The sequence below is a fragment of the Kineococcus aridisoli genome (assembly GCF_050871885.1).
In the GTDB taxonomy this organism is placed as follows: domain Bacteria; phylum Actinomycetota; class Actinomycetes; order Actinomycetales; family Kineococcaceae; genus Kineococcus.
In genome coordinates, this window is record NZ_JBJLSF010000006.1 from 43,431 (window position 1) to 63,288 (window position 19,858).

The 19,858-nt window shown below is 74.3% G+C and carries 19 protein-coding genes and 1 pseudogene; 8 read left to right on the forward strand and 12 right to left on the reverse strand.

Annotated elements, in window-relative coordinates:
• Positions 1–298: 298 nt before the first annotated feature.
• From ACRYM2_RS03185 to ACRYM2_RS03195, 3 genes are read right to left on the reverse strand one after another with little or no spacing between them, the layout of a single operon-like run.
• Positions 299–1,924 (reverse strand): PhnE/PtxC family ABC transporter permease, encoded by a 1,626-nt coding sequence (locus ACRYM2_RS03185; protein WP_432519815.1) that lies wholly within the window; start codon positions 1,922–1,924, stop codon positions 299–301.
• Entirely contained in the window at positions 1,921–2,634 is a 714-nt protein-coding gene (locus tag ACRYM2_RS03190; RefSeq protein ID WP_432519817.1) for a phosphonate ABC transporter ATP-binding protein, read from the reverse strand. Before ACRYM2_RS03190 ends, ACRYM2_RS03185 begins: the two co-directional genes overlap by 4 nt.
• A 29-nt stretch (positions 2,635–2,663) precedes the next feature.
• Entirely contained in the window at positions 2,664–3,662 is a 999-nt protein-coding gene (locus ACRYM2_RS03195; RefSeq protein WP_432519818.1) for a putative selenate ABC transporter substrate-binding protein, read from the reverse strand.
• A 287-nt stretch (positions 3,663–3,949) separates the two neighbouring features.
• Here ACRYM2_RS03195 and ACRYM2_RS03200 point away from each other — a divergent pair, with 287 nt between their 5' ends.
• Complete coding sequence (locus ACRYM2_RS03200) at positions 3,950–4,696, forward strand: aldo/keto reductase (RefSeq protein WP_432519819.1); 747 nt, start codon at positions 3,950–3,952, stop codon at positions 4,694–4,696.
• Between the two features lie 12 nt (positions 4,697–4,708).
• Here the strand turns inward: ACRYM2_RS03200 and ACRYM2_RS03205 are convergent, their stop codons facing one another.
• Positions 4,709–5,287: a DUF7010 family protein gene (locus ACRYM2_RS03205; RefSeq protein WP_432519820.1), complete on the reverse strand. Its 579-nt coding sequence runs from the start codon at positions 5,285–5,287 to the stop codon at positions 4,709–4,711.
• A gap of 119 nt (positions 5,288–5,406) precedes the next feature.
• On the opposite strand from ACRYM2_RS03205, the gene ACRYM2_RS03210 reads away from it, so the two are divergent.
• A complete protein-coding gene (locus tag ACRYM2_RS03210; protein WP_432519822.1) occupies positions 5,407–5,961 on the forward strand; it encodes an MOSC domain-containing protein in 555 nt (184 codons plus the stop codon).
• Here ACRYM2_RS03210 and ACRYM2_RS03215 read toward each other — a convergent pair.
• The gene (locus tag ACRYM2_RS03215) at positions 5,947–6,966 is read right to left on the reverse strand and encodes an AraC family transcriptional regulator (protein WP_432519824.1); all 1,020 of its coding nucleotides are present in this window, start codon (positions 6,964–6,966) and stop codon (positions 5,947–5,949) included. The two genes, ACRYM2_RS03210 and ACRYM2_RS03215, sit on opposite strands and share 15 nt — an antisense overlap.
• A 139-nt stretch (positions 6,967–7,105) precedes the next feature.
• Here ACRYM2_RS03215 and ACRYM2_RS03220 point away from each other — a divergent pair, with 139 nt between their 5' ends.
• Positions 7,106–7,906, forward strand: coding sequence for an NAD(P)H-dependent oxidoreductase (locus ACRYM2_RS03220; protein ID WP_432519825.1), 801 nt, complete (start codon positions 7,106–7,108; stop codon positions 7,904–7,906).
• Between the two features lie 203 nt (positions 7,907–8,109).
• Here the strand turns inward: ACRYM2_RS03220 and ACRYM2_RS03225 are convergent, their stop codons facing one another.
• Together ACRYM2_RS03225 and ACRYM2_RS03230 are read right to left on the reverse strand one after the other, a co-directional pair.
• Entirely contained in the window at positions 8,110–9,264 is a 1,155-nt protein-coding gene (locus tag ACRYM2_RS03225; RefSeq protein ID WP_432519827.1) for an App1 family protein phosphatidate phosphatase, read from the reverse strand.
• 113 nt (positions 9,265–9,377) lie between these two features.
• Positions 9,378–9,961 (reverse strand): annotated as a pseudogene (locus tag ACRYM2_RS03230) (class I mannose-6-phosphate isomerase); the annotation flags it as partial.
• Between the two features lie 235 nt (positions 9,962–10,196).
• On the opposite strand from ACRYM2_RS03230, the gene ACRYM2_RS03235 reads away from it, so the two are divergent.
• Positions 10,197–10,835 carry a hypothetical protein gene (locus ACRYM2_RS03235; RefSeq protein WP_432519828.1) on the forward strand — a complete coding sequence of 213 codons (639 nt, stop codon included), beginning with the start codon at positions 10,197–10,199 and terminating at the stop codon, positions 10,833–10,835.
• A gap of 69 nt (positions 10,836–10,904) precedes the next feature.
• Here ACRYM2_RS03235 and arfA read toward each other — a convergent pair whose 3' ends face one another.
• The 4 genes from arfA to ACRYM2_RS03255 all read right to left on the reverse strand — a co-directional run bounded on the left by arfA (position 10,905) and on the right by ACRYM2_RS03255 (position 15,711).
• A complete protein-coding gene (gene arfA / locus ACRYM2_RS03240; RefSeq protein ID WP_432519829.1) occupies positions 10,905–12,419 on the reverse strand; it encodes an arabinosylfuranosidase ArfA in 1,515 nt (504 codons plus the stop codon).
• 81 nt (positions 12,420–12,500) lie between these two features.
• A complete protein-coding gene (locus ACRYM2_RS03245; protein WP_432519831.1) occupies positions 12,501–13,427 on the reverse strand; it encodes a carbohydrate ABC transporter permease in 927 nt (308 codons plus the stop codon).
• Positions 13,424–14,347: a carbohydrate ABC transporter permease gene (locus tag ACRYM2_RS03250; protein ID WP_432519832.1), complete on the reverse strand. Its 924-nt coding sequence runs from the start codon at positions 14,345–14,347 to the stop codon at positions 13,424–13,426. The genes ACRYM2_RS03245 and ACRYM2_RS03250 overlap by 4 nt, the downstream gene beginning before the upstream one ends.
• A gap of 29 nt (positions 14,348–14,376) precedes the next feature.
• Positions 14,377–15,711, reverse strand: a complete 1,335-nt coding sequence (locus tag ACRYM2_RS03255) for an extracellular solute-binding protein (protein WP_432519833.1) — start codon at positions 15,709–15,711, stop codon at positions 14,377–14,379.
• Between the two features lie 327 nt (positions 15,712–16,038).
• Between ACRYM2_RS03255 and ACRYM2_RS03260 the strand changes: the two genes are divergently transcribed.
• The 4 genes from ACRYM2_RS03260 (at position 16,039) to ACRYM2_RS03275 (ending at position 19,262) form a co-directional block, all read left to right on the forward strand.
• Complete coding sequence (locus ACRYM2_RS03260) at positions 16,039–16,875, forward strand: FadR/GntR family transcriptional regulator (RefSeq protein ID WP_432519835.1); 837 nt, start codon at positions 16,039–16,041, stop codon at positions 16,873–16,875.
• Positions 16,876–16,957: 82 nt separating this feature from the next.
• Positions 16,958–17,530, forward strand: coding sequence for a helix-turn-helix domain-containing protein (locus tag ACRYM2_RS03265; protein WP_432519837.1), 573 nt, complete (start codon positions 16,958–16,960; stop codon positions 17,528–17,530).
• Between the two features lie 34 nt (positions 17,531–17,564).
• The gene (locus ACRYM2_RS03270; RefSeq protein WP_432519838.1) at positions 17,565–18,815 is read left to right on the forward strand and encodes an MFS transporter; all 1,251 of its coding nucleotides are present in this window, start codon (positions 17,565–17,567) and stop codon (positions 18,813–18,815) included.
• Positions 18,816–18,965: 150 nt separating this feature from the next.
• Complete coding sequence (locus tag ACRYM2_RS03275; protein ID WP_432519840.1) at positions 18,966–19,262, forward strand: hypothetical protein; 297 nt, start codon at positions 18,966–18,968, stop codon at positions 19,260–19,262.
• 200 nt (positions 19,263–19,462) lie between these two features.
• Here the strand turns inward: ACRYM2_RS03275 and ACRYM2_RS03280 are convergent, their stop codons facing one another.
• Positions 19,463–19,750: a putative quinol monooxygenase gene (locus tag ACRYM2_RS03280; protein WP_432519841.1), complete on the reverse strand. Its 288-nt coding sequence runs from the start codon at positions 19,748–19,750 to the stop codon at positions 19,463–19,465.
• Positions 19,751–19,858 lie beyond the last annotated feature (108 nt).

The window sequence follows — 19,858 nt, forward strand, 5'->3', positions numbered from 1 at the left end:
GCGCGGGTCCGGCGCGGGTCCGGCGCGGGTCCGGCGCGGGTCCGGCGCGGGTCCGGACGGCACCGCAGCGCGCAGCCCACGTCCTCGCAGCAGCCGCCCACCGGGCAGGGCCAGCGCGCCTGGAACGTCCCGATCCCGCTGCCGGACGCACGATCCGCTCACCCCGGCGCTGCAGGCTCGACGCACCCGACGGGGGGCGGGCGCGACCTCCCGCGCACGGCGCCCCGCGGGCGCGTCCGGTCGTGCCGCGGCGTACGACGTCCCGGAGGAGGTCCTGGCCACCGGCCCACCAGGGCCGTCAGCGCACCACCTCCCGCGCCCGGTCGCTGACGAGGTCGACCGCCAGCGTCAGCAGCACCAGCACGAGCAGGGTCGTCGTCACCGCCGGCCAGGCGAAGGTCTGCAGGGCGGTGGCCAGCAGCGCGCCGAGTCCGCCGGCGCCGAGCAGCCCGACGAGGACCGTGTCGCGGACGGCGACCTCCCAGCGGTACAGGGCGTAGGCGAGCACCGGTCCCACCGCCCGGGGCGCCACCCCGTACAACCACGTGCCGACCGGGCCTGCACCGAGCGCGGTCAGCGCGTGCGCCGGGCGCGGGTCGAGCTCTTCGAGGGCCTCGGCGGTCAACCGGCCGAGCACCCCGAGGGTGTACAGGCCCAGCGCCAGCGCCCCGGCCAGGATCCCGGGCCGCAGCACGAACAGCAGCACCAGCGCCCAGACCGGCGGCGGCACGGCCCGCAGCAGCAGCAGGCCCAGCCGGACGAGGCCGCCGACGAGCCACCGCACCGGCCCGGGCCTGCCCGCGGGGTGCGCGGCGAGCCCGGACAGCAGCACGGCTCCGGCGGTGGCGAGGGCGACGGCGATGACGGACATCTGCACCGTGTCGACCGCGGCCGCGGCCAGCGAGCGCAGCAGGGGCCCGGACACCGCCGGCGGCCAGGCGTGCCCGAGCACGTGCGCGAGCTGCTCGCGGGTCCGGTCGGCGGCGAGCGTCGCCGGGGTCAGCGCCAGGTACCACCACGACCACGCGAGCAGGACCAGCGTGACCAGCCCCGTCCCCGTCAACGCGGGGTCGCGGCGCAGCCGGTCCCCGGCCGGCGCGGGCGGGTCGGCCAGGCGGCGGCGCACCGCGCGCCCGGCCACGACGGCGGCCACGCACACCGCGGTCAGGGCGTACACGCAGCTCCACACCTGCTCCCAGCGCAGCGAGCTGAACGACAGCGACAGCTGGTACCCCAGCCCGCCGGCGCCGATGAGCCCGAGCACCACCGCCGAGCGGACCGCGCACTCCAGCCGGTAGAAGGCGTAGGCGAGCAACCCGCCCGCGGCCGGTGGCAGCACCCCGTACAGGGTCGCGGTGCCCCGGCCGGCACCGGCGGCCAGCAGCGCCTGGTAGCCGCCCCTGGGCACCTCATCGATCAGGTCGGCGAACACCTTCGCGGTCACCGCGCCGTAGGGGATGCCGATGGCCAGCACCCCCACCCACGGGTCCAGGCCGAGGACGTTGACCAGCAGCAGGCCCCAGACCGCCTCGTGCAGACCGCGGGGGACGGCGACGGCGCCACGGACGAGCACCCACGCCGCTCCCGCCCAGCCTGTCCGCCGGCCCCACGTCGTGCGGGCCAGCGCCGCCGCGCCCAGCGCGCCGAGCAGCACCGCCAGCGCGGCCCCCGTCACGGCGTAGGCGATCGTCACCAGCGTGCTGCTCAGCAGCACGGCGCGGAAACCGGCGGACAGGTCGGGCGCGAGCGCGCCGGCCGCGAACCGGCCGAACTGCCGCGCGCCGGCCGGGTTCAGCACGTCCCCGGAGAAGAGCCCGGCCCCGGCCAGCGACCACGCGACGACGACGGCCGCGCCGAGCCCCCACGCCCACCGGGAACGGGACCGGGACAACCGCGGCGCGGTGCCGGCCGCGACGGCGCTCACGCGTCCACCCCGTAGAACTCCGCCAGGTCGGCGGGGGTGAGCGCCGTCGCGGGAGCGTCGAGGGCGAGACGGCCCTCGACCAGGCCGACCACGCGGCTGCAGTGGCGCAGGGCCAGCGCCGGGTCGTGCAGGCAGGCGATCAGGGTTCCGCCGCGTCCAGCCGTCGCTGCGGTGAGCAGCGCCAGTGCCCGCTCGGCCAGCGCCGGGTCGAGCGCCGACACGGGTTCGTCGGCCAGCACGAGGTCGGGGCGCTGCACCAGCACCCGGGCGAGCGCGACCCGCTGCTGCTGCCCACCGGAGAGCCGGTCGGTGCGCTCGTACAGCCGATCGGACAGGCCGACCTGCTGCAGGGCCGCGCTCACCTCGCTCACCCCCTGCGGCCTGAGCAGCGACCAGGCGGCCCGCCACGCCGGCCAGCCGGCGAGCCGGCCGGCGTTGACGTTGTGGACCACGCGCAGCGGTCCGACCAGTTCCAGGTGCTGGTGCACGATGCCGACCCGGGCGCGCAGCCGCCGCAGTCCACGGCCCGACAGGGTGCTCAGGTCGGTGCCGAGGACCTCGACCGATCCGGCGCTGGGCGTGAGCGCACCGCTGAGCAGGCGCAGCAGCGTCGACTTGCCCGCCCCGGACGGACCCACCACGGCGACCCGTTCACCGGCCTCGACCGCGAGGTCGAGACCGGTGAGGGCCCGGGTGCCGCCGTAGCGCACCTCGACACCGGACAGCCGCAGGGCGGCGCTCAGGTGATCAGCCCCAGCTGTTCGCCGATCTGCTCGATCTGGTCGTAGTTGGACTCCTGCGTGGCGATGAACCGCTGCGCGCCGAACAGCTCCAGCACCGCCGCGTCGTCGGGGTCCTCGATCGAGAGCCCGAGGAAGTAGTCGCTCAACCGCTGGGGCAGCTCCTCGCCCAGCCGGTCGAGGGCCTGCCGGCCGAGCACCCAGTGGTAGTCGTGGTAAGCCGGGGTGCGCGCGTACAGGCGCACGGCGGGGTCGACCTCGCCGGCGGCGCTGCGGGAGTTCCACACCTGCTCGTTGAGCACCCCGGCTTCGTAGCTGCCGGAGGCGACCAGCTGCAGCGTCGCGTCGTGCGAGCCGCTGTAGCCCGGGCCACCGGGGAAACCTCGCGGGTCGATCCCCTGCCGGGACAGGAAGTACGCCGGCATGAGCGCCCCCGAGGTGGAGGTCTGGCTGCCGTAGGTGAAGCGCAGGCCGGCCAGCGGTGCGAGGTCCTCGGAGGGCGTGAGGCCGGTGGCGGTGTTCACCACGAAGACGGAGTGGAAGTCCTCGTCGATGTCGCGCTGGGCGATCACCCGGGCGCCGGGGCTCTGCGCACGGGCCTGCACGCCGGTGAGTCCACCGAACCAGACCAGGTCCAGGTCACCGGTGCGGAACAGGGAGACCGCGGCGCCGTAGTCGGTGACCGGGCGGTACGCGACCTGCAGACCGGTGGCCCGGGCCATCGAGTCGGCGAGGGTTGCGTACAGGCGCTGCAGGACCTCCGGGTCCTGGTCGGGGATGGCGCCGATGGTGAGCTGTCCACCGCCGCTCGAGCTGCTGCCCGTCGATCCGAGCCCGGCGGACGACACAGGCGTGGACACGGGGGACGTGCGCCGGCCGCAGGCGGCGAGCCCGGCGAGGACCGCCGACGTCGCGGCGGCGGAGAGGAAGCGGCGCCTGCTGGAGCGCCTCGGTGCTGCGGGGCCACCCGACCGGACGGCGCGACGGGGCCCCGTCACGTGCGGGGGTGGGGAACGGGAGCGGACACGGGAGCCTCCTGGTGGACGGGTCGGACGGTCGCCATCCTGTCGCACCCGCCGCGGGAGGGCTCCCGGTGCCGCGCTGCGGCGCTCGACGACGCCTGCACCGCACCCGCACGTCTCCTGCCCGCAGCCCTGTGCACCGCCGCACCCGCCGCAGGTCGTCGAGCGCAGCGGCCCGGTCGCCGAGCACCTGGCCGGTCGGCGCGCGCCGCAGCCAGCAGCGGTGCAGGACTCGACCACGACCACGACGAGGGGATCGCACGATGGAGCACACCCGTCTCGGCTCGACCGGCTTGACCGTCAGCCGCATCGTCCTCGGCTGCATGAGCTTCGGCGACGGCGACGAAGCGCAGACGTGGACCCTGGACAGCGAGGGCGCCGAACCGATCTTCCGCCGGGCCGTCGAGCTCGGCACCACCTCCTGGGACACCCCCGTGGAGGAGACGATGGAGGCGCTGCACGACGTCGTCAAGGCCGGCAAGGTCCGCTACCAGGGGGCCTCCAGCACGTGGGCCTGGCAGTTCGCCACGCTGCAGACCGCGGCAGACCTCGGCGGGTGGACCCGCTTCGTGTCGATGCAGAACCAGTACAGCCTGGCCCAGCGCGAGGAGGAACGCGAGATGTTCCCCCTGCTGGCCGACCAGGGCATCGGCTCCATCCCCTGGGGACCGCTGCAGGCGGGCAGGATGGCCCGCTCCTGGAGCCGGCAGGACACCGCCAGGGCCGGTGACGAGCCGCAGACCGACCCCGAGGGCAACCCCGTCCGCCTGGACAGCGACAGGAGCATCGTCGATGCCGTCGAGCGCATCGCCGCCGAGCGCGGGGTCACGATGGCGCAGGTCGCGCTGGCGTGGGTGCTGCGCAACCCCGTCGTCGACGCGCCCATCGTCGGGGCGACGAAGGTGCACCACGTCGAGGACGCCGTGGCCGCCCTCGACGTCGAGCTCGACGACGAGGAGGTCGCCGCGCTGGAGGAGCACCACGTGCCGCGCCAGCCGACGTTCTTCTGAGCGGAGGACCACTCAGCGGACTCCGCTCAGCTGCTCGGCCGGGGCTGCCCCGCCTTCGGGGCTGCGGCGGTGACGCACGTGCAGGACCACGGCCGCCAGCAGCAGCACCGCCGAGGTGAACCAGGCACCGATCGGGGCGCTGGAACTCGTGCCCGTGGCGATCACGAAACCCGCTGCGACGAGGACGACGGCCAGCGCGGCGAAGGACCGGTCGCCGTACAGGTGGACGAAGGGCAGGTAGTGAGCCCCGACGACGAGCATGCCGGCGGGGAAGAACAGGTCCACGTCCCGGGAACCGAGTGCCACGGCCACGAGCATCCCGACGGGCACGGTGAAGGCGACCTGAGCACCCAGGGCCGCCATCGGGTGGCCGGCCGGCAGGGACGCGCGGCCCCCCAGCAGCCGCAGCAGCACGCTGGTGAGGGGGAAGATCGCGGCACCACCGAGGAAGAGCACCGCCATGGCCGCTGCGGGAGAGGCGGTGACGTGGACGATGCCGGCGGCGGCCCAGACGATGCCCGAGACCGCTTGACCGACCGAGCCGCCCCGGTAGGTGCGACGGACATCGGCTTGGGCATCGGTGATCTGCACGGCCTCGGTCTGCCCGGTGCGCGCGCACCGCCTGGGACCCGGTGCGGCAGGTCACCGGGCTCGAGCGTGTCGGCGAGCACCCCCCGCCCCGCAGCTCGGCGGTGCGCCATGATCGAGCGGTGAACGAGATCCGAGCAGGGCGAGTCGTCGCCGTCAGCCGAGACGGCGCGCACCGCTTCAGCAAGGACGTCACCGACGTCATCACGCTGCTGGCCGGCCTCGGTGTCGAAGGCGATGCCCACGCCGGCACCACGGTCCAGCACCGCTCCCGCGTGGCCGTCGACCCGACCCGTCCCAACCTGCGCCAGGTGCACCTGATCCACGGCGAACTGCACGAGGAGCTCAGCCGGCAGGGCTTCGAGGTCGACCCCGGGCAGCTGGGCGAGAACATCACCACGGAAGGCCTGGACCTGCTCCAGCTGCCCCGCGGTGCGCGACTGCACCTGGGTGCGCAGGCCGTCGTCGAGGTCACCGGGCTGCGCAACCCGTGCGCGCAGATCAACGCCTTCCAGCCCGGCCTGCTGAAGGCGCTCACCCCGCGCGACGCCGACGGCGACGTGGTGCGCAAGGCCGGCGTCATGAGCATCGTCCTCGCAGGCGGTCAGGTGCGCGCCGGGGACCGCATCGTCGTCCAGGTGCCACCGCAGCCCTGGGAGGCCCTACAGCGCGTCTGAGGGGCGGCCACCCACCACCGCGCGCGGAGCCCGGTACCCCGCTGAGGGGCCGGCGGCCGCTGCGCGGCGGAAGTCGCTGGGGCTGCTCCCGCGCACCCTCTTGAACGCGGTGCTGAAGCCGAAGGGGTCCGAGTAGCCCACGGTGCGGGCGACCTCGGCGAGAGTCGCGTCCGGCTGGTCCAGGAGCAGGTCCGCGGCCAGCGCCATGCGCCAGCGGGTCAGGTAGGTCAACGGCGGCTCACCCACCAGGTCGGCGAACCGCTTGGCCAGCGTCGCGCGCGACACCCCGACCCGCTCGGCCAGCGCGGCGACCGTCCAGGGTGCCGCGGGCTCGGCGTGCAGCACCCGCAGCGCCTCCCCGGCCACCGGATCGCGCTGGGCGGCCCACCAGGCCGGCGCCTCGGCGCGATCGCGGTCGAAGAACTCGCGCAGCGTGCAGACCAGCATCCAGTCCAGCAGGCGGTCCAGGACGACCTGCTGGCCGGGGGCGTCGATCGCGGCCTCGGCGGCGAGGTGGTCCAGGACCGGGTCAGCGCTGCCGCCGGCGCCCACGCGCAGCAGCACCGGCAGCGCCTCCAGCAACTGGCGGCTGATCTCACCGTGCACCGGGTACGCCCCGACGATCAGCGTCGTCGCCGCGTCCCCGCGTCCGCTGCCACCGCTCCCGCCGGGCTGGTCGGGGTCGTGCCAGCCCAGCCGGTGGCGGGTGCCGCCCTGCTCGGGAGTCGCGCACTCCACCCCGCACGCGATCGGGACGGCCCCGGTGCCGACCTCGTCGACGAACCGGAAGGTCCCCGGCCCGCGCACCAGGACGGTGTCGTAGGCGCCGATCCGCTGCGGCGGCTCACCCTCCGCCACGATCCACCCCGCGCCGGACACGAGGGCGCACAGGGTCAGCGGTGCCCCGTCCACGAAGTGCAGCGACCAGGGCGGCGTCAGGATCGAGCGGCCGAACAGCGAGCCCTGGGCCCGCACCCCGCGCAACACGTCGCTGAAGGCGTCCACCGTCCCACGGTAGACGATCAGACAGGTCCTTCGGCGCATGAGCCATGTACGCGTCCACGTCGGCGGCGTTGACTGAGGAGGGTGAGCAGCCGCCGCGGTCGTCCCCACCGCCGACCCCTGCCGCAGGAGAGGTGACACCATGACCACCGCCCATCCCCCGACGCCGGGTACCGCCCTGTGGGTGCACGCCCACCCCCGCCGCCGATCCCTCAACGGCCGGCTCTTCGACGAGGGGGTCCAGGAGCTGTCCGGGCGCTACCGGGTGGTGACGTCCGACCTGTACGCCCAGGGCTTCGACCCCGTCCTCGGCGATCGCGACCTCGCAGGAGGCGCCGAGGAAGCCGGGGGCATCGCCGAACTGGTCGGTGAGGCGTACGCCGGGGGGCGACTGCCCGCCGACGTGCGCGCCGAGCAGGCCAAGCTCGCCGCGGCGGAGCTCCTCGTCCTGCAGTTCCCCCTGTGGTGGTACGGGCCACCGGCCGTCCTGAAGGGGTGGTTCGACCGGGTCCTCACCGCCGGCTTCGCCTACGGCGACCTGGACCCCGACCTCGGGGTCCCGCGACGCTACGGCGACGGCGGCCTGGTGGGGCGCAGGGCGCTGGTGGTGGTGACCGCCGGAGAGGACGCCCGCTCGATCGGGGTCCGCGGCATCAGCGGTGACCTGGAGTCCCTGCTGTTCCCCCTCACCCACGGCGTGCTGTGGTACGTCGGCATCGAGACGCTCGAGCTGCACGTCGTCCACGACGCCGACGCGCTGGACACCGGTGGGGTGGACCGGGAGGTCAGGCGCCTGCGGGAGAGGTTGCGCACCATCGAGGCGGAACCGGCTCGCCGGTTCCGGTCCCTGCGCGACGGCGACTACCAGGGGACCCGCGCCCTGCGGGCCGACCTCCTGCCCGGTCGCACCGACCTCGGCATCCACCTCCTCCCACCCGGCTGACCGCGCCGGCGACCCGCACCCGTCGCCTGCTGCCGCTCGTGCGCACGGGTGCGGCGTGCCGCCAGCAGGCAGCTGCCGGCGTCGGTGCCCGCGTCGGTGCCCGCGTGAGCCGCCTGGCCGCCGTCGACGCGACGCAGGACTCGGGACACGTCCTCGAGAACGGCTGGGAACGTCACCGGCTCCGCCCGCGCAGGCGAGCGGGTTCAGCCGGTGACCGCTGCGCGGTAGCGCTGCAGCAGGGCGTGCCCGTCCGTCCCCCGCACCACCGGGACCGCGCCCCCGGGGGTCTCGACCTCGGTGGTCCCCGCGTCGTCCGTCGTGTCGGGTCCGACGTCGGCGCCCACCTGCCGCAGCGCGATGGCCAGGACGTGCTGCGGGTGCTCGCGGGCGAACTCCTCGTAGATCGCCGGGTCGTTCTCGCCATCGTCACCGACGAGCAGCCAGCGCACCCCGGGGAAGTCCGTGCGCAGCCGTTGCAGGCTGCGCCGCTTGTGGGCACGGCCGTCGCGGAAGACGCCCTCCGACGAAGGACCCCAGTCGGTGAGCAGCAGCGCGCCGTCGGGGAACCCGTGGCGGTGCAGGAACCGGGTCAGGGGCTCGGCGAAGTTCCACGGACCGTTGCTGAGGTAGACGACCGGACCACCGCCGTGCTCGTCGTGGGCCGCGGCGAGCAGGTCCGCCACGCCCTCGACGGGGGTGCGCTGCTGGAAGGTGCGGGTCAAGGTCCGCCAGGCCGCGCTCAGCGGGCGCCGCAGACCGGTCAGCAGCGCCGTGTCGTCGATGTCGCAGACGATGCCGGTGCGCGCCTGCGGATCGGCCACGTGCACGGGCGCCTGCACCGCAGGACGCTGCCCCACCCGGAAGGTCACGGTGTGCGTGCCCGGCTCGGCGGAGCAGGGCAGGACGACGTCGATGAGCCCGCCGGGACCGCTGCGGACCTGGTGCACCGGGCCGGGGTCGCGGGTGGCCACGCCGGTGGTGCCGCCGGTGGTGCCGCCGGTGGTGCCGCCGGTGGTGCCGCCGATGCTCACGTCGACGCCCACCCGGGAGCGCTGCAGCGTCACCAGGCGCCGCCAGGCGGCGATGCCGCGCACCGAGCTCGGTTCACGGCCCGGCGCGGCGAGGACGACGCGAGCCAAGACCCTCGCGCGCCCGTCGGCCCCGTACCCCGGGTAGGGCAGGACCGCGAAGCTCCAGCCCCGTCGCTTCAGGAGGGCCGCGAGGACGTCGCGACGCGCGCGGCCGAGGCGGAAGAGGGCCGTCCCCACGCGGGAGACCGGGGGCGCGTCGATCCCGGGATCGCCTGCGCCGCCGTCGCTGCGGGTACCGGTGGGGGCCGGGCGTTCGATCGTGCTCACCCCCCGAGCGTGCAGGCTGGTCCAGCCGCAGGCTCGTGCAGCCCCGCTGCCGGCGCCGCACCCCGACCCCACCCGAGACGCCCGGGCGCCGGGACGCGCACCGGTCCGCGAGGTCAGGCGGATGTCGGGCGGACCGACGCGGTGAGCGTGGCGTACCGCGCTGAGGCCCCGTCGGGCCGGATCCGGTAGGCCCCGACGGCGGCGGGCACGATGAAGGTCTCGGCGTAGTGCACGGTGAAGTCCTCGAACGCCCCGGACGGGAACTGCACGACCACGCGGTCGCCTTCGACGAGGTTGAGGACGTGCACCGTCCCGCGGGTCTCGTGCTCGACGGGGACCTCGAACCAGTGCCGTCGGGTCTCGATGAACTCCGGCTCGTGCAGGCCGGTGCGTTCCTCCCGCCACCCGGGCCCCTCGGCCAGCGGTTCGACGCGGTTGACGAGGTTCTCCCGGACCCAGGCGGTGCGCCGGGAGGCGACGATGTCGTCGGCGCCGTGGTCGAGGTGGATGGGGCGAGGACGCCCGTCGAGCCCGACGCGTCCCCAGTCCAGAGCTTGAAGGTGAAGATGCAGGGCGTCGCCGAAACCTCGAGCACCATCGACCCGGCACCGGAGCAGTGCACCGTCCCGGCGGGGAGGAGGAAGTGGTCGTGGCGGCGGGTCGGGAAGACGTTGACGAACTGCTCAGCCGGGAGCGGGTGCACCTGCAGCGAGAGGTCGCCGCCGCCGACGGCGTCGAGGACCTGCACGCCCTCCCCCGGCTCCCCGGGTCCTCCCGGGTCCCCCGAGACGTCCCGGGTCCTGCACCACCTCGCCGACCGACCTCAGCACCGGCCGCGAGCTCGTCAGGCAGGAGTCGGTCAGCGGGTTCGACGGCTACGTCTACGACGAGCACGCCAGTGCCGGCGGCTACAGCGGCCTGGCCGACGAGCTGTGGACCTCCGAGCGCCTGGAGCTGCTCGCCGGCCGCTCGACGGCCCGCCCGGCGCGGTCCTCGCGCACGTCGAGCGCGGCACCGAGCAGCGCCTGGTCCACGAGTCCAGCGCACCCGGCGTAGAGCGCCTGCTCGTCACCTCGACCCTGCGCCGGGGCGAGCCGGGCACCCTGTTCAGCTGGGTCCACAACAACCTCTGGGACAGCGACTCCCCCGTCGAGCAGGCCTTCGCGGCGACGTTCACCGTGATTGCGGTGGCCGCCGCCGGCACCGTGGAGGCCACGGCCACCACCACCGCTGACGCCGTGACCCGCCCCCTGCGACCGGCCCTGCTGCACGGCACCGGCGAGACCGCTCCGGCGGAGTCCTCCCTCGCCCGGGTCGAGGACGACCGGGTGCGGATCGTGGCCGTCACCACGGTCGAGGACCACCCCGGTGACCTGCTCGTGCGGCTGCAGTCCTACGCCGACGAGGCGGTCTCCACGCAGCTGCGCTGCGCGCGCCCGGTCGCCGGGGCCTGGGCGGCGACCCACCTGGGGCACGAGAGCACCGGTCCGCTGCCGCTGTCGCACGCCGCCGCCGCGCTGACCCTGGCCCCGTTCGACGTCACGGCGGTGCGGGTGCGGCTGGCCCCGTGAGCCGCCCGCTCCGCCGCACCCACCCCGAGCCCTTCGGGCCGGTGGTGGGTGCGGCGGCTCCCCCGTCGCTCACACCCCCAGCTGGATGGCGCTCCAGGAGACCGCGGGCAGGACGGCGCGCAGCGTGCCGTCCTCCAGGCTCACCCGGGGGTTCGGTCGCGGGGCGACGCGGTCGGGCTGCTGCTGGGTGTTGGTGGCGCGCCAGTCGTCGTCGCTCAGCAGCGAGGCCTCCGTCAGCCGCGCTGCGGGGAAGGCGCGCAGGTCGACCTCGAGGGTGAGCGCCTCGTCGGGGTGGCGGTTGACGGCGAGCACCGCGATCTCACCGGTCTCGGCGTCGTGGGTCACCACGGCGTCGAGCGAGGGCACCTGACCGAAGCGCGCGGTGTCGTGGACGGGCGCGTCCAGCACGGTGCGCAGGACGTCGCCCCGGGCCAGGCGGGAGGCCTGGGCGAAGGGGTGGAAGATGCTCTGCCGCCAGGCCGGGCCGCCGGGCTCGCAGCGGATGGAGCCGATGGTGTTGACCAGCTGCGCCTGGCAGGCGACGGTCACGCGGTCGCTGTGGCGCAGCAGGGACAGCAGCAGCGACCCGACGACGACGGCGTCGGCGACGGTGTAGGGCTCCTCGCTGAGGCGGGGAGCGACCTCCCAGTCCTCGGCGGTCCAGCCGGCGCGCAGCTGGCGCGACTCCTCCCGGTACCAGACGTTCCACTCGTCGAAGGAGATGTTGATCCGCTTGCTGCGCCGCAGCTTGGCGCGGACGTGGTCGGTGGTGGCGACGACCTCGTCGACGAAGTCGTCCATGTCGCGGGAGGAGGCCAGGAAGCTGGCCAGGTCGTCGTCCTCCAGCTGGTAGTAGGCGTGGGCGGAGATGAAGTCCACCTGGTCGTAGGTGTGCTCGAGGACGGTGGCCTCCCACGCACCGAAGGTGGGCATCTGGCGGTGCGAGCTGCCGCAGGCGACGAGCTGCAGGGAGGGGTCGCGCTGGCGCAGCGCGCTGGCGGTCTCCGCGGCCAGGCGCCCGTACTCGTGCGCCGTCTTGTGCCCGAGCTGCCAGGGCCCGTCGAGCTCGTTGCCCAGGCACCACAACCGGATCCCGTGGGGGTCCTGCACGCCGTGGGAGACGCGCAGGTCCGACAGGGTGGTGCCGCCGGGGTGGTTGCTGTACTCGAACAGGTCGAGCGCCTCCTGGACCCCGCGGGTGCCGAGGTTCACGGCCATCATGGTCTCCACCCCCGCCTTGTGCGCCCAGCGGGAGAACTCGTTGAGGCCGAAGGCGTTGGTCTCGATGGTGTGCCAGGCGGAGTCGAGGCGGGTGGGGCGCTCCTCCACGGGGCCGACCCCGTCCTCCCAGCGGTAGCCGGAGACGAAGTTGCCCCCGGGGTAGCGCACCAGGCTGACGCCGAGCTCGCGCACGAGCTCGAGGACGTCGGTGCGCAGACCGTCCTCGTCGGCGCTGGGGTGGTCCGGCTCGTAGATGCCCGTGTAGACGCAGCGGCCCATGTGCTCGACGAAGGAGCCGAAGGTGCGGCGGTTGACGGGGGCGATCACGAAGGCGGGGTCGATCGACAGGGATGCGGTGCGCACGGGGCTCTCCGGGGCGGGGCGGGTGGGCGGGCGGGTCGGGTGGGCGGGGTGGGGTGGGCGGGTGGTCCGGTGCGGCGGTGCTCAGCCCTTCAGGCCGGCGTCGCCGACACCGCGGACCACCTGGCGCTGGAACAGGGCGTAGATGAGCACCAGCGGCAGGCCGGCGGCGACCGCGGCGGCCATGATCTGCGCGTAGCGCAGGCCGTAGGAGCCCTGGACGGCGGCCAGGCCGACGGGCACGGTCATCATGTCCGGCTCGGTGGTCACGATGAACGGCCAGAGGAAGTTGTTCCACGCGTGGATGAAGGTGAAGATGGCCACCGCGGTCAGGATCGGCTTGGACATGGGGAGCACCACGTTCCAGAAGGTGCGCAGCGGCCCGGCGCCGTCCATCTCCGCCGCCTCCTCGTACTCCTTGGGGATGCCGTCGAAGAACTTCTTCAGGATGAAGACCATCGCGGGGGCGACGACCTGCGGGAGCACGATCCCGGGGTAGGTGTCCACCAGGCGCAGCGCCCTCATCTGCTCGAACAGGGGCACGATGAGCACCTGCGGCGGGACCATGATCCCGGCCAGGACCAGCGCGAGGACGGCCTTCTTGAAGGGGAAGTCCATCCGCGAGAAGCCGTAGGCCGCCGCGCTGCAGAGCACGAGCGTGAGGACGGTGACGGCGACGGCGACGACGACGCTGTTGAAGAGCCAGCGCAGCAGGTCGCCCTGGGCGAAGACGCTGACGAAGGCGTCGAGGGTGAACTCGGAGGGGATCCACGTGACGGGGATGCTGGTGGTTTCCGCCTCCGGCTTGAAGGCGGTGTCGACGGCCCACGCCAGCGGCACCAGCCACAGCACACCGAGCACCACGGCGACGGCGCTCAGCGAGGTGCCGCCGAGCGTGGGACGCCGCCGGGGAGCGCGCCGGGCGGTGCGCACGATCTGCGGGCGCTCGCCGGCGGCGGCCTCGGTGCCGGCGGCGGCGCCGCCGCCGCCGCCCAGCGTTGTTCCGCTCACGACGTCTGCTCCTTCGAACGGCCGAACTTGAACTGGGCGATGGAGATGATCACGATGAGGGCGAAGAACATGTACGAGACGGCGGAGGCGTAACCGATGCGGAACGTCGTGAAGCCGGTCTCGTAGATGTACTGGATGATCGGCCGGGTGGAGAAGTTCGGTCCACCGGCCGTCATGAGGTAGATCTGGTCGAACACCTTCAGCGACGCCACCAGCTGCAGCACGAGGACGAGCCCGGTGGTGCGGCTGAGCAGCGGCAGGGTGATGCTGACCAGCTGGCGCAGGGGCCGGGCCCCGTCGATGGAGGACGCCTCGTACAGCTCCGCGGGGATGCTCTGCAGCGCGGCCAGGTAGAGCAGGAAGTTGAAGCCCACCGTCCACCAGACGGTGGTGAGGACGACGGCGATCATCGCGACCCGCTCGTCACCCAGCCAGTTCACCTCCGCGAGCCCGATGCGGGTGAGGGCGTCGTTGATCAAGCCGAAACCGGGTTGGTACAGCCACACCCACACCAGGCTGACCACCGTCGCCGGCAGGACGTAGGGGACGAAGTAGGCGAAGCGCAGGAACCAGCCCGCGCGGCGCGCCCGGTGGGTGAGCAGCGCCATCGCCAGGCCCAGCAGCACCAGCGGCGGGGAGCTGAGCAGGGTGAAGGCGATCGTGTGCCACAACGAGCGCCAGACCGCCTCGTCGCCGATCATCTCGGCGTAGTTGGCCAGCCCGAGGAAGGCCGAGTCCCCGCCGGCGAGGCTGACGTTGAAGAAGCTGTCCCACAACCCCGCCAGGACCGGCCACACGAGGAAGGCGACGTAGACGACGAGGAACGGCAGGACGAAGAGGAATCCGGCCAGCTTGCGCGAGCGCGCGCGGCGGGTCGGCTCCGCGCTCGTCGAGGGCGCGAGTGAGGTCTGCGCGGCCATGAGGGTCCTTCCTGCTGCTGTGGGAGCCCTCAGACGGGGGCGGGGGTGTCGAGCAGGGTCTGCAGGGCGGCCTTGAACTGCTCCAGCGCCTGCTCGGGGGTCAGGGTGCCTGCGTGCACGGCGCCGAAGGCGGCCCCGGCCTGGTTCTGCAGCTCGGAGGCGGACCCGCTGAACCACGCCGGGGGGTCGAGCTGGACGTCCTCGGCGACCTCGCGGTACTGCGCCTGCGGCTGCAGGTTCTCGTACTCGGGGTTGCGCACGACCGGCTGGAAGGCCGGGATGTGCCCACCGCCCGCCCAGTAGAGGCTGTTCTCCAGCATCCAGGCGATGTAGGTGACCGCGGCCCGGGTGACCTCGGGGTCGCGTTCGATCTGGTGGGGCAGGACGAAGGAGTGCGAGTCCCCCTGGGTCCGGTCGTTGCCGAAGACGTTCGGGAACGGCGCCATCCCGAACGGGAGGCCGTTCTCCTCGAAGGTGGTCACCTCCCACTCACCGTAGAACAGGAACCCGGCGCGCCCGCTGCCGAAGGAGGCGATGACGGCCTCCCGGTCGGCGGTGCGGGGTGCCAGGCCCTCCTGGGACAGGCGCTGCATGAACCGCAGCGCCTCCAGGGCCTTGTCGTCGTCGATGGCCATCTCGGTGCCGCCGGCGTCGAGGACCTGCCCGTCGAGCTGGCGGTACAGCGTCCAGAACAGCCGCCACGGGTTGACCGTGAGCGTCCCGATGGACAGCCCCAGGTCGCCCGTGACCTCGCGGGCGGCGGCGAAGGCGGCGAGGAGCTCCTCGGGGCCCTGCATCGGCTTCAGCCGCCCGTCGGCGTCGAGGAGGCCGGCGGCACCGCAGATGTCGGTGTTGTAGTACATGACGAACGGGTGCGTGTCGAAGGGGATGGCGTACACCTGCCCGTCGACGGTCCCCGCCTCCCACAGCGCAGGCAGGAACTTGTCCCGGGTGATCCCCGCCTCCTCGAGCAGGTCGGGGGGGAAGGGGTCCAGCAGGCGGCCCGGTGCGTACCCGGGGAGGCGGGCCAGGTGCAGGATGCTCACGTCCGGGGCCCGCCCCCCGGCGCAGGCCATGGCCAGCTTGGTGTAGTACGGCTGTCCCCACGCCAGCGTGGTGGGTTCCAGGGAGATGGCGGGGTGGGCGGCGGCGAAGCGCTCGCCGAGCTCGACCATGCGCACGCCGTCACCCCCGGCGAAGAGGTTCCAGTAGCGCAGCGGTGTGCTCCCCGCAGCGGTCCCCACCGCGTCGGCGCACCCCGTCACGGCGGTGCCGGCTCCGGCGGCCGCCAGCGCCGCCAGGAGGGAGCGGCGGGTCGGGCGTGCCCGCCCGAGGGTTCCCGGGGTGTGCCCCGTCTCCGTCATGGGTCCTCCTCGCATCCCGCGCCGGCCGGCGGCTGCGCGTCGTCGTGCGCTGCGGCGAGGAGGCCTCGCGGCAGCGAGCATGGAGTTGGCGCTCCCCGCCCGCGGTGCGGGGACGGGTCGTCGACGACGGGTGCCGTCGGCGTGCGTCGCGCCGGTACCGCCCGGCGCCCGGAGCGGCGTGGTGGCGCTGTTGCAGCTCACCTGTGAGCCGAGCCGTGGTTCCGACTGGTGACGACGCTAACCCCGTACCGGCTGACCGGTCAACCGGCTGTCCAGTGCGTGTCGAGGGGCCCGGGGCGGCCGGGGCGAGGTGAGACGATGCCGTGCATGCCGGAACAGGACCACGACGAGCAGCCGCACGGACCGCACAGGCCGGCCCTGACTCCCCTCGTGCGGGCCACCCCGGAGCCGGTGGCCACCGAGGTCACCCGGCGGCTGCTCGACCACCTCGTCGTCGGCGGGGTGCACCCCGGGGAGCGGCTGCCCGGGGAGCGCCAGCTCGCCGAGGACCTCGGCGTCAACCGCGCGACGGTGCGCGAGGCCATCAAGACGCTCAGCTTCCTCGGGGTGGTCGACGTCCACCAGAGCCGGGGCAGCTACCTGCGCGGCCCGGACTCCGACGTGCTCGCCGCCGTCTTCCACGCCACGTCGGCGGTCACCGGGCACCGCCTCGTCGACATCGTCGAGACGCGCTGGTGCCTGGAGGTGCTCATCGCCCAGCTGGCCGCGCAGCGGCGCACCGACGAGGACCTCGCGCACCTGCGCGCGGCCCTGCACCGGATGGAGCAGACGCGCCACGACACCGCGAGCTTCGAGGACGCCGACGTCGCGTTCCACTCGGCGCTGGCGCGCAGCACCGGCAACCCCATCCTGAACTCCCTGCTCGTGGGCGTCCGCAGCGTCATGTTCGCGTGGATCGCCCGGCACATCCCCACCTCCACGAGCCCCAGCCGCGCCTACGCCGACCACGTCCCCGTCCTGGCCGCCGTCGAGGCCGGTGACGCGCGGGCGGCCGGCGAAGCCATGGGCACCCACATGGCGCGCGCCGCCAGGAAGATCGCGACGAACGCCGTCGGGGAGGACGCGGCGGCGGTGCGGGACCTCGTGCAGCGCATGGCCGGCGTCCCCGCCGCCGCTGCGGCCGCCGACGCCCAGCGACCGTGACGGGTCGGTGGACGAGGCCTCGACGCGAGACGACTCCACAACAACTCTTGTACGTCATCCCTCGTGGTCCTAGGGTCCCACCGTGACCCCCAGGGCCGTGCACCTGACCGACTCCGCCACGATGCGGGCCCTCGCCCACCCCACCCGCATCGCGCTGCTGGGCGAGCTGCGCAGCACCGGCCCCTCCACCGTGGGCCGGCTCTCCACCGCCCTGGACGAGGCACCCGGCTCGATCAGCTACCACCTGCAGCGCCTGGCGGCCATCGGCCTGGTCGCCGAAGCGCCCGAGCTCGCCGCCGACGGCAGGGAACGGTGGTGGCGCGCAGGGCACGAGCTGACCACCGTGCTGCCCGCCGAGGACCGCACCGACCCCGAGCGCGCCGCCGGCACCGCGCTGCGCCGCGAGTTCGCCCACCGCTGGGCAGCGCTGCACGAGCAGTACCTCGACACCGAGCCGACCCTGCCCGCCGAGTGGGTCGCCGCCGCCACGCAAGGGGATCGACTGCTGCACCTGACGGCCGAGGAGCTGGCCGAGCTCAGCGCCGAGCTGCGACAGCTGGCCGATCGCTGGCAAGCCCGCTCCGACCGCTCGCGAGCAGACGCCGAGCAGGTCGTCCTGCTGGGCTCCGCCTTCCGACGACCCGCCCGGCGCTGATGCGCGCCTGCCCCACGTGCGGAAGAGGTGGACGTTGACCCCGCGCACCCGGCTGTGGAGCGTGCTGGCCGCGCACACCACCAGCGCCGCCGGCAACGCCGCCACCGCGATCGCGCTCCCGCTGTTCGTGCTGGACACCACCGGATCCACCGCACTGACCGGACTCACCGGCGCCGCGGCGGTCGCGCCCGTCGTCGTCGGCGGCGTCTTCGGCGGCGTGCTCGTCGACCGCTTCGGCTACCGACGCACCAGCATCGTCTCCGACACCGTCGGCGCGGCCACGATCGCCGCGGTACCGCTGCTGCACCTCACGGTCGGCCTGCCGTTCTGGGCCCTGCTCACCCTCGTCATCGCCACCGGACTGCTGGACACCCCCGGGCAAGCAGCCCGGCACGCGCTGCTGCCCGAACTCGCCGACGAGGCCGGCCTGCCCCTGGAGCGGGCGACGGGTTGGATGGACGCCGCCGAACGCGCCGCCCGGCTGATCGGCGCCCCGGTCGCCGGTGCACTGGTCTCCCTGCTCGGTGCACCGCTCGTGCTGGCCGTGGACGCGGTGACCTTCGTCGCCGCCGCCGTCCTGATCGCCGCCGCGCTGCCCCGGACCTGGCAGGTCGCCGGAGGCGGTGCTGCCGCAGCGCTGGGAGGTGCTCGCGGGTACGTGCGCGAACTGCGGGTCGGGCTGGCCTTCGTCCGCTCCGACCGGCTGCTGCTGGCCGTCATCGCGATGGTGACCCTCACCAACGCCTTCGACGCGGCCTACTCCAGCGTCGTGCTGCCCGTCTACGCCACCCAGCGCCTCGGTGGCGGCATCGACCTGGGGCTGCTGGTCGGCGCCTTCGGAGGCGGCGCCGTCGCCGGTGCGTTCGCCTTCGGTGCGCTGGGACCGCGCTGGTCGCGGCGGACGGTCTTCACGGTCGCGTTCCTGCTCGCCGGTGCTCCGCGCTTCGCGCTGCTGGCCCTGGACCCCGGGCTGGTGGTGCTGCTGGCAGGCGCCGCGCTCAGCGGGCTCGCCGCCGGGGCGATCAACCCGATCCTCGGGGCCGTGCAGCTGGAACGGGTCCCGGCGGGCACTCGCGCCCGCGTCGCCGGAGTGGTCGGAGCCGGGGCGTGGGCGGGCATGCCCGTCGGCATCCTGGGTGCGGGGCTGTGGCTGGAGAGCGGGTCGCTCACCACCTTGCTCATCGCCCTGGCGATCTCCTACCTGCTCATCACCCTGGCCCCCGCGGTGCTCCCCGTCTGGCGAGAGCTCGACCGGCGTCCACGCACGCCCACCACCCAGCGCTGACGGCACGTGCCGCGGTCGTCCGCACCGCACACCCGGTGCTCGGCCGTCTGGATGAGCGTGCGCGGTGGCGAGGGCTCCCGCACGCGGGCCGGCCGCCCGGACGGAGCTGCGGTCCTGGACGCACCACGAGCACCTGGGCAACCTCGCGGCATGGCGAGCACGTCGCTCCCGCAACGCCTCATCGAGAGGGTCGGTGCCAGCGAACTGGCCGACCGCATCGGTGACGCGCAGGTGGCCGCCTACGGCCCCATCGTGCCGCGGGCCGCGCGCTCACGGCTGTTGCGGACATCGGTGCTGGGCCACTCGGTGCACCCGCCGATGACCGACCTCACCCCCGGTTGCTGGACCCCGGCGCTGCTGCTCGACCTCGTCGGCGGTGGGGCGGCCCGGTCCGGGGCGCAGAAGCTGGTCGGGCCGGCGTCCTGGCGGGCGCGGCGACGGCGGTGACCGGAGCAGCGGCGGGCGGGTTCCTCGGCGGCCACCTGGCCCTGGCCCGGGGGACCGCCCGCCGAGGACTGCGGGTGGCCCAGCGTCCGTCGTGGGCAGCGCGGCACCGGACCCCGGATCCACACCCGGTCCGCGCCGCCGCGCACGCGCACCCGGTCCTGGCGCCGATCGCGCGCTCCTGCCGGTGTCCGCGCAGGCCATCACGTCAGGGAGCGCGCAGCGGAGACGTCGTACTCGGCCACCGACGCCGCCCGGACCGCAGCGCTCTGCTCATCACCCGGACCGCTGCCGCGGAAGGCCTCCACGGCTGCCCGCGACGCCCAGCGCTCGAAGACGCTGATCCGGCCCGCGTCCACGAGGTCAGCTGCGATGCTGAAGTCCAAGCAGCCCTCAGCGCACCGCGCCCGCTGCACCACGCCGGAGCAGCCGGCCAGGTACGCCTCGCGCTCCTCGGGGTCGACGAGGAGGTGCCCAGCGACGATGACCATGTCGAACTCCTCGAGGTGCTGCGAGCGGCGTCCACGGGGAGACCGCATGGGTCGTCGAACCTCATCGGTTCCCGCTCGCCCGCACGGCGGGTGCGGCGCGTCCGCGTT

Coding starts and splice junctions, on each gene's coding strand:
- ACRYM2_RS03260 (WP_432519835.1), top strand. CDS start 16,039: ATGCCGGAACAGGACCACGACGAGCAGCCGCACGGACCGCACAGGCCG.
- ACRYM2_RS03255 (WP_432519833.1), bottom strand. CDS start 15,711: ATGACGGAGACGGGGCACACCCCGGGAACCCTCGGGCGGGCACGCCCG.
- ACRYM2_RS03250 (WP_432519832.1), bottom strand. CDS start 14,347: ATGGCCGCGCAGACCTCACTCGCGCCCTCGACGAGCGCGGAGCCGACC.
- ACRYM2_RS03280 (WP_432519841.1), bottom strand. CDS start 19,750: ATGGTCATCGTCGCTGGGCACCTCCTCGTCGACCCCGAGGAGCGCGAG.
- ACRYM2_RS03275 (WP_432519840.1), top strand. CDS start 18,966: ATGGCGAGCACGTCGCTCCCGCAACGCCTCATCGAGAGGGTCGGTGCC.
- ACRYM2_RS03200 (WP_432519819.1), top strand. CDS start 3,950: ATGGAGCACACCCGTCTCGGCTCGACCGGCTTGACCGTCAGCCGCATC.
- ACRYM2_RS03220 (WP_432519825.1), top strand. CDS start 7,106: ATGACCACCGCCCATCCCCCGACGCCGGGTACCGCCCTGTGGGTGCAC.